Here is a 13,340-nt window from a genome sequence, read left to right on the forward strand (position 1 = left end):
TGTTATAATTATAATTAGAAAATTATAATATGGAGTAATTGATGTTTTAAATTTATTTTTAAAAGAAATCATAATTAATTAACTTTCAAGTACATTTGTAAGGTTGGGAATGTAGGCAAATTAATAATAGTTGTTACTGCTCATTATTTACGAATGTTAAAAGGTAACTAAAAAAGTGAGTACTATATTGTATAAAACATGTAAATAATTAATATAATTTACATATAAATGTATTGATTTATGTCTGTATGAATAGGATAATTAAATATATATCAAAGTAATTTATTTAGATACAATAATGGTATTCTAAAAATCAAAAAAGTATTTAAGAGAAATCAAAGAATATAGAAGAAGGTGTAGTATGGATAAAAAAAAGAATATATCAATGGCTGTTATAAAGAGATTGCCAAAATACCATAGGTATTTAATGGATTTAATGAAAAATGACGTAGATAGAATATCCTCTAAGGAATTAAGTGAAAAAATAGGGTTCACAGCTTCACAAATAAGGCAGGACTTAAACTGTTTTGGAGACTTTGGACAGCAGGGATATGGGTATAACGTAGGTGAACTATATGGGCAAATATGCAATATACTTGGTCTTACGAAAACTTATAAGACTGTTATAATAGGTGCAGGTAATATAGGTCAGGCTATAGCTAACTATACTAGATTTGAAAAAATAGGTTTTCGGTTAGAAGCTATTTTTGATATAAATCCTAAACTTATAGGTATTAGAATTAGGGATATCGAGATAAGGGATATAGATTATTTAGATGATTACTTAAAAGAAAGTAGTATAGATATAGGAGTTATATGTGTACCTAACAATAATGCCCAAAAGGTTTGTGATATTTTAGTCAAAAACAAAGTTAAAGGTATTTGGAATTTTGCTCCTGTAGATTTGGTTACTCCAGAAGGCATAAAGATTGAAAATGTTCATTTAAGTGATAGTTTATTAACATTGACATGTCTTTTAAATGACATAGATTAAAAACTTAAATGAATTCTTTAAGCTAAAAAATTCATTTGTTAGAAAATAAATTTAAATCATAAATATTTAGAAAAAATGATCAATATTTGTGAATATAGTTTATATTTTTAACATATTGTAATTGTTTTCTTGTGCAATTTTCATAATTATATGATATAATTATATAGGTTTATATTAGGTCAAATATGAGTTGAGAAAGGGGCAAAAAGCCGTTTAATCAGATGTATCTTATTGGGGGGTATTTACTGATGCTGTAGGGTGAATTTCATCCGAATTTACGCCCTTGGAGTGGAAGACCGAACGAAAGTAGCTAATTAGCAAAATCGAACACTATGAAAAGGGAAATGGGCATAAATTTTATGATTTATGTACTAAAAAAATGGCATAAAAGTATGTACAAGATTGTTAACAAAAAAAAGTTATCACCAAACATATTCTTAATGGATATTGAGGCACCAAGAGTTGCAAAGTCCTGTTTACCAGGACAATTTATCATAGTCAAAATGGATGATAAAGGGGAAAGAATACCTCTTACTATCTGTGATTATGATGCAGAAAAAGGAACTGTTACTATTGTATTTCAGACATTAGGAGCTTCAACTAAAAAAATGGCTAAATATGAAGTGGGAGAATATTTTGAAGATTTTGTTGGACCACTTGGACATTGCTCAGAACTTGTAGAGATGGATCTTAAAGAACTTAAGAAGAAAAATATAATGTTTGTAGCAGGTGGAGTAGGTACTGCACCAGTTTATCCACAGGTAAAATGGCTTCATGAACATGGAGTTGCTGCAGATGTTATAGTTGGATGTAAATCAAAAGATCTTTTATTATTTGAAGATGAATTGAAACCAATTTGTGGAAATTTATATATAGCAACGGATGATGGAAGTTATGGATATAAGGGTTTTGTTACGGATCTTTTAAAAGAGATTATTGACAAGAAAGATAAAGAGTACGATTGTGTAGTTGCCATAGGGCCTATGATAATGATGAAGTTTATAACTCAAGTTACGAAACAATACGGAATTAAAACAATAGTAAGTTTAAATACTATAATGGTAGATGGAACTGGAATGTGCGGAGCTTGTAGGGTTACTGTAGGTGGAGAATTAAAATTTGCCTGTGTAGATGGTCCTGAATTTGATGGCCATCTTGTAAATTTTGACGAAGCTATGAGAAGACAGGCTATGTATAAAACTGAAGAAGGAAAGAAACTTCTTAAAGAAGAAGAAGGGGACACCTTTGATAGAAAAGGCTGTGAATGCCACAAGGAAGATAAAGCTGATAGAATGAAAAGAGTACCTATAAAGGAACAAGATCCAAAGGTTAGAGCTACTAATTTTGATGAAGTTTGCTTGGGATACACTGAAGAAGAAGCTGTAAAAGAAGCTTCAAGATGCTTGAATTGTAAAAAGCCTATGTGTGTTACCCAGTGCCCTGTTACAATAACTATACCTAAGTTTATTGAACAGGTAAAAAATAGAAACTTTGAAGAAGCTGCTAAAATAATAGCAGAATCAAGTGCACTTCCTGCTGTATGTGGAAGAGTATGTCCTCAGGAAACTCAGTGCGAAGGAAAATGTGTACTTGGCAAAAAAGGTGATGCTGTTGCTATAGGTAAGCTAGAAAGATTTGTAGCAGATTGGTCAAGAAAGAATAATATCGATTTATCTAAGACTTTACCTAAAAACGGCAAAAAAGTAGCTGTTATAGGAAGTGGTCCTTCAGGACTTACTTGCGCAGGAGATTTAGCAAAACTTGGATATGATGTTACTATATTTGAAGCACTTCATGAAGCAGGAGGGGTACTTGTATATGGTATTCCAGAATTCAGACTTCCAAAGGACAGTGTAGTAAAACATGAAGTTGAAAATGTAAAGAAGTTAGGAGTAAAAATAGAGACAGATGTAATAATTGGGAGAACTGTTACAATAGATGAACTTATAGAGAAAGAAAAATTTGATGCTGTATTTATAGGCTCAGGAGCAGGACTACCAAGATTCATGGGAATACCTGGAGAAAACTTAAATGGAGTATTCTCTGCGAATGAATTCTTAACAAGAAGTAATTTAATGAAAGCATATAGGGATGATTATGCAACTCCTATAAAAGCAGGCAAAAAAGTAGCTGTAGTAGGAGGCGGAAACGTAGCTATGGACTCTGCGAGGACGGCTCTAAGGCTTGGAGCAGAAGTATACATAGTATACAGAAGATCTGAAGCAGAACTTCCAGCAAGAGCAGAGGAAGTACACCATGCAAAAGAAGAAGGAATTAAATTCAATCTTTTAACTAATCCTGTAGAAATATTAGGGGATGAAAAAGGTTGGGTTAAAGGAATACGCTGCATTAAGATGGAACTAGGAGAACCAGATGCATCTGGAAGAAGAAAACCAGTTGCAATAAAGGGTTCAGAATTTGATTTAGATGTAGATACTGTAATTATGGCTCTTGGTACTTCACCAAATCCACTTATATCAACTACAACAAAAGGACTTGAAATGAATAAGCGTAAATGCTTAATAGCAGAAGAAGAGACTGGACTCACTACAAGGGAAGGAATATATGCAGGTGGAGATGCAGTAACAGGTGCTGCTACTGTAATACTTGCAATGGGTGCTGGTAAAAAAGCTGCTAAGGCTATAGATGAATATCTGAAAAAATAATTATATATTGAATAAAGAAGCTGTATCAGATTTCTGGTACGGCTTTTTTAATATTGATTGAAAATTATCTTAATAAAATGGTATACTATCAGAAATAAGTATACGATTTTGGTAAAAATTTTACGGAGAAAAGGAAGTATAATATGGATTTTAATTATGTAGAGGATTTTGAAAATGGAATTATAATAAAAAATGTTCGAAATTTTGAATTAGCCCATATATTTGAATGTGGGCAGTGTTTTAGATGGCATAGAGAAGAAAATGGTAACTATATAGGTGTAAGTTTTGGAAAAGTAATAGAGGTAGAAAAAAAGGGAGAGGATGTGATTTTATATAACACATCTCAGCAAGATTTTAAGGAAATTTGGGCAGAGTATTTTGATTTGTATAGGGACTACAATGAAATAAAAAATATACTTAGTAAAGATCCTGTTTTAAAGAAAGCTATAGAATTTGGAGAAGGAATCAGATTATTAAAGCAGGATCCCTTTGAATTGATAGTTTCTTTTATAATATCTGCTAATAATAGAATTCCAATGATACAGAGGGCTATAAAAAATATAAGTGAAAAATGGGGAGAGCCTTTAGAATATAAAAATAAAATTTATTACAGTTTTCCTAAAATAGATAAATTAAAGGAAGCCACTTTAGAAGAACTTGCTTCTTGTGGAACTGGTTTTAGAAATAAATATATAAAAGATACTGTATCAAAGATTTATTATAATGGAACTAAAACTAAAGAAAATTACGATGAAAAATATGATATTAATTGGATTAAAGATCAAGAGGATGAGGTATGCCATAAAGAGCTTCAAAAATTTATGGGTATAGGTCCTAAAGTATCAGATTGCATTATGCTTTTCTCTATGCAGAAATATTCTGCATTTCCTGTAGATGTATGGGTTAAGAGAGCTATGAATTATTTTTATCTGGCACCAGATGTATCGCTAAAAAAGATAAGGGATTTTGGAATAAGCAAATTTGGCAAGTTATCAGGATTTGCACAGCAGTATTTATTTTATTATGTTAGGGAAAATAATATAAAGTTATAGGATATATATTATAAATACTAAAAATTCAGCAAAAAATAACTATTCTTTATCTGTATTAGTTTTAAATATAACCTGTTTTAACTTATTTATTAAAAATAAATTAAAAAAGTGTTGATACATAAAAAGAAATTATATAATAAAATATGCTGTGTCTACTGTTACATTTTATATTTAAAACTGTTATAATAAAATAAACAGTTTATAAAGTGTAGCAGGAGGAAAACATAAGATGAAAGATTTTGAAACACCCTTAAAAAAACTAAAGTATTTGGTGTTAAAGGAGGTTTCTTCTTTAACAAGAGAAAACAAATTAACTGAAAAAGAATTGAAAAAAATACCTTATAAAATAATTTGCGGTGATAAGGAAGAGTATAGATGTTGTGTGTATAAGGAAAGGGCTGTTGTATATGAGAGGGCTCTTTTGGCTTCAGGATTTGTTCCAACATATAATACTACATTGGATCTAAAGAAAATTGTAGACAGGGAACACATAATGTATGTGCTTTCAGCTGCTTGCGATAAATGTCCTATATATAAATATCGTGTGACAGAGGCCTGCAGGGGATGTATCCAGCATAAATGTATGGAAGTATGTCCGGCAAAAGCAATATCTAAGGTAGATGGAAGGGCTCATATAAATCAAGATATTTGCAAAGAGTGTGGTATGTGTAAAAAAGTATGTCCTTATAACGCCATTGCAGAAGTAATGAGGCCTTGTAAAAAGTCTTGTCCAACTGGAGCTTTGGAAATAAACTCAAAAAACAGGATGGCAATGATAGAAAAAGAAAAGTGCATTAATTGTGGTGCCTGCATGGCAGCATGCCCATTTGGAGCTGTATCAGATAGAAGCTATATTTCTGAGGTAACTAAGGCACTTATGGGTGAGAATAAAGTGTATGCAGTAGTAGCACCTGCTATAACAGGACAGTTTGGATGTAAAGTTACAGTAGGTCAGGTAAAAGATGCATTTAAAAAAATAGGATTTGAAGATATATTGGAAGCAGCTTGTGGGGCTGATGCAGTAACTGTAAATGAAAGCAATGAATTTGTAGAGAGAATGAAAAATGGCGATAAATATATGACAAATTCATGCTGTCCTGGATTCATGGGTTATATTGAAAAGGAATTTCCAGGTGAAGTAGCAAAAATATCAGGTACGGTTTCACCAATGGTTGCAGCAGCAAGGGCAATTAAAAATCAGGATAAAAATGCTGTAGTAGTTTTTGTAGGACCTTGCACTGCAAAAAAGTCAGAGATAATTAGAGAATCAATAGAAGAGGCAGTAGACTATGCTATGACTTTTGAAGAAATAGCAGCTTTGTTCGGCGCTTTTGATGTTGATCCAGAAAATTGTGAAGATGTGCCAATAGATGATGCCTCTGTATATGGAAGAGGATTTGCACAAGGTGGAGGTCTTACAGCGGCTATAGAAAATTATATAGGAGAAGAGAAAGTAGATATTCAATTTGATCCTGTAAAGGTAAGTGGAAAAGATGAGATAAAAAAAGCTATGACTTCGGCTAAAATTGGGAGACTTCCGGGTAATTTTATAGAGGGAATGATGTGTGAAGGTGGATGTATTGGGGGGCCGGCTACTATGATTTCTTCTATGAAAGCTAGAGGCCAATTAATTAAATTTAGTAAACAATCTGATAAAAAATCTGTGCTTTCTAATGAAAAACTTGAAGAATTTAAAGATGTAGATCTTGAAAGATAAACAGAGTTCTTGGCATGAGGTGGAGTTTTAACTCCACCTATTGATTTTTAAGCTAGAATACCGATATTGTTAAGTAAAATTTAATAAATTATACAAAAAATTATGGTAAGATTTAAAGTATATAACAGAGCTAATTGAATATAATGAATACTAATTATATTAAACTAGGTGATATAGATTGAAAAAACTAAAAATAGTATTAAAGAAATATAGATCTTATATAGTGTTAGCAATTATATTGTTTACACTAATTGCAGTTGCGTATGAATATTACAATAAATACATGTACATATTTAGAGATCCAAATAAAATAAAGAATTGGATTATGTCCTATGGCAAATATGGAGTAGTAGTATTTCTATTTATTCAATTTTTGCAGGTAGTTGCTTTTTTTATACCTGGAGAGATTGTCCAAATTGCAGGAGGATACATATATGGAACGTTGTTTGGAAGTATCATATCAATTTTAGGCATAACTTTTGGCAGCATAGCAGCTTACAGTATATCTAGAATTTATGGGAAGCCGCTTGTAAACAAAATAATATCTGACAAAGATTTGAAATTTTTTCGTAAAATGTTGAACTTAGGCAGCATAAACTTTATAGTATTTTTGTTATATGTAATTCCAGGAATACCTAAGGATGTTCTGGCTTATATATGTGGAATATCAAACATTAGCTTTAAACATTTTATATTTTATTCAACTTTAGGAAGGCTGCCTGGAGTAATTATTTCAGCATATTTTGGATCAAAAATATATACTGGAAATAAAATAGTTCTTATATTAATAGGAATCACAATGACACTTTTATTTGTAATAGGCGTGTTAAAAGGAGAAAAGATAATAGTTAAGATAACAAAAAATAAAACTTCAGAAGGCGATAAACAACTTTAATTGTATTGTTTATCGCTTTTTTAATAAATTTTAAGTATTTTGTATACATAAGGCCTAATTGGAAGATAATAATAGGTATGGTTTTGCATATAAAGAATTTGTATATAAAGATATATATGAAATTAATAGTAATAAGGCGAAATAGCTATATAATTAAAGAATAATCAATATTTTTACTGTAAAATAGGTTAATAACTGGTAAATTTAAATTTGAAAATATAAATACTATTCATTATTATAATAATTGTATTAGCACTCATAATTAATGAGTGCTAACAATGAAAGCTAAAAATTAATTTTAAATACATTTAAAATATTTTTAAGGAGGGGTTTATATGAAAATTAGACCACTTGGAGACAGAGTTGTAATTAAAAAATTAGAAGCTGAGGAAACTACAAAAAGCGGTATTGTTTTACCAGGAAGTGCTAAAGAAAAACCACAAGAAGCAGAAGTTGTGGCAGTAGGAATTGGTGGAACAGTAGATGGAAAAGAAGTTAAAATGGAAGTAAAAGTAGGAGATAAGGTATTATTCTCCAAATATGCTGGAAATGAAGTAAAAATAGATGCACAGGAGTACACTATTTTAAAACAGGATGACATATTAGCTATAATTGAGTAGTTAATTAATTGAAAAAGAAAAATAAGTATCTTATATAACAGTTAGTTGTAAGGAGGGTTTTTTATGGCAAAAAGTATTTTATTCGGTGAAGATGCAAGAAAATCAATGCAAGAAGGCGTAAACAAGTTAGCAAATGCAGTAAAGGTTACACTTGGACCTAAGGGAAGAAATGTAGTACTTGACAAGAAATTTGGTTCACCACTTATCACAAATGATGGTGTTACAATAGCAAAGGAAATAGAATTAGAAGATCCATATGAAAATATGGGAGCACAGCTTGTAAAAGAAGTTGCTACAAAGACAAACGATGTAGCAGGAGATGGAACAACTACAGCTACTTTGCTTGCTCAAGCAATAATAAGAGAAGGATTAAAAAATGTTACAGCTGGAGCGAATCCAATGCTTATAAGGCAAGGTATAAAGATGGCTGTAGACAAAGCTGTAGAAGAAATTAAGAAAGTTTCAACAACTGTAAAGGGAAAAGAAGATATAGCAAGAATTGCAGCTATATCAGCTTCTGATGAAGAAATAGGTAAATTAATAGCTGATGCCATGGAAAAGGTAGGCAACGAAGGTGTTATAACTGTAGAGGAATCAAAAACTATGGGAACTGAATTAGATGTAGTTGAAGGTATGCAGTTTGACAGAGGTTATTTAAGCCCATACATGGTTACTGATTCAGAAAAAATGGAAGCTGCAATAGAGGATCCATATATATTAATAACAGACAAGAAGATATCAAATATTCAAGATATATTACCATTACTTGAGAAAATAGTTCAGCAGGGAAAGAAGTTACTTATAATAGCTGAAGATGTAGAAGGAGAAGCACTTGCAACTTTAGTTGTAAATAAGTTAAGAGGAACATTTACTTGTGTAGCAGTAAAAGCACCTGGATTTGGTGATAGAAGAAAAGAAATGCTTCAAGACATAGCAATACTTACTGGAGGACAGGTAATATCAGAAGAATTAGGAAGAGACTTAAAAGAAGCTGAATTAGAGGATTTAGGAAGAGCTGAATCTGTAAAGATAGACAAAGAAAACACTACTATAGTAAATGGACGAGGAGATAAGAAAGCTATAGCAGATAGAGTATCTCAGATTAAGGTTCAAATAGAAGAAACCACTTCAGATTTCGATAAGGAAAAACTTCAAGAAAGACTTGCAAAACTTGCAGGTGGAGTAGCTGTAGTAAAAGTTGGAGCAGCAACTGAAACTGAATTAAAAGAGAAAAAATTAAGAATAGAAGATGCGCTTGCAGCTACAAAAGCAGGTGTTGAAGAAGGCATGGGACCAGGAGGCGGAACTGCTTATATAAATGCAATTCCAGAAGTTGAAAAATTAACTTCAGATGTACCAGATATAAAAGTTGGCATAGATATAATAAGAAAAGCATTAGAAGAACCAGTTAGACAGATAGCAGCAAATGCTGGTGTTGAAGGTTCTGTAATAATTGAAAAAGTTAAAAACAGTGCAGTTGGTGTTGGATATGATGCATTAAAAGGTGAATATGTAAATATGGTAGAAAAAGGTATTGTAGATCCAACTAAGGTTACAAGATCAGCACTTCAAAATGCAGCATCTGTAGCATCTTCATTCTTAACTACAGAAGCAGCAGTTGCAGATATTCCAGAAAAAGCTCCTGCAGGTCCAGCAGCAGGTGCACCAGGAATGGGCGGAATGGAAGGAATGTATTAATTTAAAAGCAAATATAAATGAAAAATTGAACCCTAGCATTATGTAAATGCAGGGTTTAATTTTTATATTAAGCAGCATAATAGAAAGTTTTTTAAATGCGTGTATATATGGGGTATTTAAAGGGAAATCTATAATATAATTTAGGACTATTTTAGATATATGAGGAATTTTTCATTGACAAAAAGAAAAAAATTGAATAAAATAGTGTAAATAGTTATTAAAAGAGATAGAAATTCATTAAAATTTGTAAAAAGTGAATATCTTTTGTCCAGCTCATATATACCCTCAATAAGGGAGGGAGTATCTACCGGAAGCCGTAAATTTCTGACTATGAGCGGAATTATTATGGTACAAGTCATATTAATTTCGCATACATATGGGAATTTAATATGGCTTTTTTATTAAATCTTATCAAAAATGATTAAGCAGAAATATATTATAATTTAGGAGTGATTTTAATTGGCAAAAATTTTAAAAAAAGCATACACTTTCGATGATGTACTTCTAGTACCAAACAAATCAGAGGTCTTACCTAGAGAAGTTTCTTTAGCTACTAATTTAACTAAGACTATAAAGTTAAACATACCTCTTATGAGTGCAGGAATGGATACTGTTACAGACTCAAAAATGGCTATTGCTATGGCAAGAGAAGGTGGCATAGGTATAATACATAAAAATATGACCATAGAAGAACAGGCTATGGAAGTAGACAAGGTAAAAAGACAGGAAAATGGAGTAATAACAGATCCTTTCTTCCTTTCACCCGATAATAGCATAAATGATGCCCTTAGCCTTATGAGTAAGTATAGAATATCTGGAGTACCTATAACCGTAGAAGGGAAATTGGTTGGTATAATTACTAACAGAGATATAGTTTTTGAAACAAACTATGATAAGAAGATTTCCGAGGTTATGACAAGAGAAAAGCTTATAACAGCTCCAGAAGATACTACTATAGAAGAAGCTAAAGAAATATTAAAAACAAGTAAAATAGAAAAACTACCTTTAGTAGATAAAGATAATAATTTAAGAGGACTTATAACTATAAAAGATATAGAAAAAGTAAAGAGATTCCCAAACAGTGCTAAGGACTCTAGAGGAAGGCTTTTATGTGGTGCTTCTGTAGGAGTTACAAAAGATATGATGGAAAGAGTAGATGCTCTTGTACAAGTAGGAGTTGATGTTTTAAATGTTGATACAGCTCACGGACATTCTAAGGGAGTTTTAGATGCAGTAAAAACCATAAAAGAAAAATATCCAAACGTACAAATTATTGCAGGAAATATTGCAACAGCAGAAGCTGCTAAAGATTTAATTGAAGCTGGTGCAGATGCAATTAAGGTAGGTATTGGACCTGGATCTATATGTACTACTAGAGTAGTAGCAGGAGTAGGAGTTCCACAGCTTACTGCAGTAATGGACTGCGTAGAGGAAGCCAATAAATGCGGTATACCAGTTATTGCAGATGGTGGAATAAAGTATTCAGGAGATATAGTAAAGGCATTAGCTGCTGGGGCAAAAGTAGTTATGATGGGATCAATGTTTGCAGGCTGCGAAGAAGCACCAGGTGAAACTGAAATATATAAAGGAAGAAGTTATAAAGTTTATAGAGGAATGGGTTCTCTAAGTGCAATGGCTTGTGGAAGCAAGGATAGATATTTTCAGGAAGGAAATAAAAAATTAGTTCCAGAAGGTGTAGAAGGAAGGGTTCCTTATAAAGGATCTGTAGCAGATACTGTATTCCAGCTAATAGGAGGAATACGTTCAGGAATGGGATATTTAGGAGCACCTACTTTAAATGATTTATATGAAAAAGCTACTTTTGTAGTTCAATCTTCAGCAGGACTTAGAGAAAGTCATCCACACGATATTTCCATGACTAAAGAAGCTCCAAATTACAGTGTTAGACAGTAAAAATTATAGTCGAATAGAAGTTTTTATAATATAATTGTATTTGTAATGTTTAATATAAAATGATTTTCTATAATTGGTTAGGAGGAAGTTCATGGAAAAAGAGATGGTTGTTGTAGTTGATTTTGGAGGACAATATAATCAACTCATAGCAAGAAGAGTTAGAGAAAATAATGTATACTGCGAAATACTTCCCTATACTTGTTCTATAGATAAGATAAAGGAAAAAAATCCTAATGGAATAATATTTACAGGTGGACCAAATAGCGTGTATGGTGAAAATGCTCCTAGAATAAGTGAAGAGATATTTAAATTAGGAGTACCTATTTTAGGCATATGCTATGGACATCAACTTATATGTAATATATTAGGTGGAAAAGTTAAAAGTGCAGAAGTAAGGGAATATGGAAAGACAAAGATAGAACTTGATGCAAATAGTGCTTTATTTTCTAATATAGATAAAAATCAAATCTCATGGATGAGTCATACAGATGTTGTATCAGAACCTCCAAAAGGATTTAAAGTAATAGCAAAGACCAATGGATGTCCTGTTGCAGCAATAGAAAATACTGATAAAAAAATATATGGAGTTCAATTCCATCCTGAAGTTGAACACACACCTTTTGGAAGAAAGATGCTTTCTAACTTCTTATTTAAGGTATGCAATTTAAAGGGAGATTGGTCTATGTCTTCCTTTGCAGATGAAAAGATAAAGTTAATAAGAGAAAAAGTAGGAAATAAGAAGGTAATATGTGCTATGTCTGGTGGAGTTGATTCTTCCGTGGCAGCAGTTCTTGTACATAAGGCTGTAGGGAAGCAGCTTACCTGTATATTTGTAGATCATGGCCTTTTAAGAAAAGATGAAGGCGACCAGGTAGAGCATGTATTTAAAAAGCAATTTGATATGAACTTTATAAGAGTAAATGCCAAAGATAGATTTTTAGGGAAATTAGAAGGTGTATCAGACCCTGAAAAGAAGAGAAAGATAATAGGAGAAGAGTTTATAAGGGTATTTGAAGAAGAAGCTAGAAAATTAGGAGATATAAGCTTCCTAGTTCAAGGCACTATATATCCAGATGTAGTTGAAAGTGGTCTTGGAACCTCTGCAACTATAAAGAGCCATCATAACGTAGGTGGACTTCCAGAAGACATGGATTTTAAACTCATAGAACCTCTTAGAGAATTGTTTAAAGATGAAGTTAGAGCTGTGGGAGAAGAACTTGGAATTCCTCATAAATTGGTTTGGAGACAGCCTTTCCCAGGACCAGGACTTGCAATAAGAGTTTTAGGAGAAATTACTGAAGAAAAGCTTGCAATAACAAGAGAAGCAGATGCTATATTTAGAGAAGAAATAGCAAATGCAGGACTAGATGAAAAGATATGGCAGTATTTTGCTTGCCTTCCTAATATACGTTCTGTTGGAGTAATGGGTGATGAAAGAACATACTGCTACACAGTTGCACTGAGGGCTGTAGTATCCAGTGATGCCATGACTTCCGATTGGGCAAGAATACCATATGATGTTTTGGATAAAGTAAGTAGAAGGATAGTTAATGAAGTTAAAGGAGTAAATAGAATAGTTTACGACGTAACTTCAAAACCACCGTCTACTATTGAATGGGAATAAAAGTAAAACACTGTTAAGTCAGTATTTACAGAGTGTTGCCGTAGATTTATAGTTTAATAAGTTAGTTAGTGAAAAGTAATTAGGATAGAAATATCTTAGTTACTTTTTTCTGTTTTTTGCAGTTTTTTTGGAGGTGATTTGTATATGCGGAGAGGTGACA

At 32.0% G+C, this 13,340-nt stretch carries 9 protein-coding genes and 1 riboswitch; all 9 genes read left to right on the plus strand.

The window, feature by feature from the left end:
• Window positions 1-361: 361 nt before the first annotated feature.
• The 9 genes from CLCOS_RS04900 to guaA all read left to right on the plus strand — a co-directional run bounded on the left by CLCOS_RS04900 (window position 362) and on the right by guaA (window position 13,180).
• The gene (locus tag CLCOS_RS04900) at window positions 362-994 is read left to right on the plus strand and encodes a redox-sensing transcriptional repressor Rex (protein ID WP_013240329.1); all 633 of its coding nucleotides are present in this window, start codon (window positions 362-364) and stop codon (window positions 992-994) included.
• A 392-nt stretch (window positions 995-1,386) separates the two neighbouring features.
• Window positions 1,387-3,660, plus strand: coding sequence for a bifunctional dihydroorotate dehydrogenase B NAD binding subunit/NADPH-dependent glutamate synthase (locus tag CLCOS_RS04905; protein ID WP_041705601.1), 2,274 nt, complete (start codon window positions 1,387-1,389; stop codon window positions 3,658-3,660).
• A 143-nt stretch (window positions 3,661-3,803) separates the two neighbouring features.
• Window positions 3,804-4,712, plus strand: a complete 909-nt coding sequence (locus tag CLCOS_RS04910; RefSeq protein ID WP_013240327.1) for a DNA-3-methyladenine glycosylase family protein — start codon at window positions 3,804-3,806, stop codon at window positions 4,710-4,712.
• A gap of 229 nt (window positions 4,713-4,941) precedes the next feature.
• Window positions 4,942-6,429: a 4Fe-4S dicluster domain-containing protein gene (locus tag CLCOS_RS04915; RefSeq protein ID WP_063600868.1), complete on the plus strand. Its 1,488-nt coding sequence runs from the start codon at window positions 4,942-4,944 to the stop codon at window positions 6,427-6,429.
• Window positions 6,430-6,607: 178 nt separating this feature from the next.
• Window positions 6,608-7,324: a TVP38/TMEM64 family protein gene (locus tag CLCOS_RS04920; protein ID WP_063600869.1), complete on the plus strand. Its 717-nt coding sequence runs from the start codon at window positions 6,608-6,610 to the stop codon at window positions 7,322-7,324.
• 335 nt (window positions 7,325-7,659) lie between these two features.
• Window positions 7,660-7,944, plus strand: a complete 285-nt coding sequence (groES, locus tag CLCOS_RS04925) for a co-chaperone GroES (RefSeq protein ID WP_013240324.1) — start codon at window positions 7,660-7,662, stop codon at window positions 7,942-7,944.
• Window positions 7,945-8,007: 63 nt separating this feature from the next.
• A complete protein-coding gene (groL, locus tag CLCOS_RS04930) occupies window positions 8,008-9,642 on the plus strand; it encodes a chaperonin GroEL (protein ID WP_063600870.1) in 1,635 nt (544 codons plus the stop codon).
• 253 nt (window positions 9,643-9,895) lie between these two features.
• Window positions 9,896-9,993, plus strand: a riboswitch (purine riboswitch).
• 108 nt (window positions 9,994-10,101) lie between these two features.
• A complete protein-coding gene (gene guaB / locus CLCOS_RS04935; RefSeq protein WP_063600871.1) occupies window positions 10,102-11,556 on the plus strand; it encodes an IMP dehydrogenase in 1,455 nt (484 codons plus the stop codon).
• Between the two features lie 91 nt (window positions 11,557-11,647).
• Window positions 11,648-13,180: a glutamine-hydrolyzing GMP synthase gene (guaA, locus tag CLCOS_RS04940; RefSeq protein WP_063600872.1), complete on the plus strand. Its 1,533-nt coding sequence runs from the start codon at window positions 11,648-11,650 to the stop codon at window positions 13,178-13,180.
• The last annotated feature ends 160 nt before the right edge of the window (window positions 13,181-13,340 follow it).

Origin of the sequence: Clostridium coskatii (assembly GCF_001675205.1) — a bacterium.
Taxonomy (GTDB): domain Bacteria; phylum Bacillota; class Clostridia; order Clostridiales; family Clostridiaceae; genus Clostridium_B; species Clostridium_B ljungdahlii.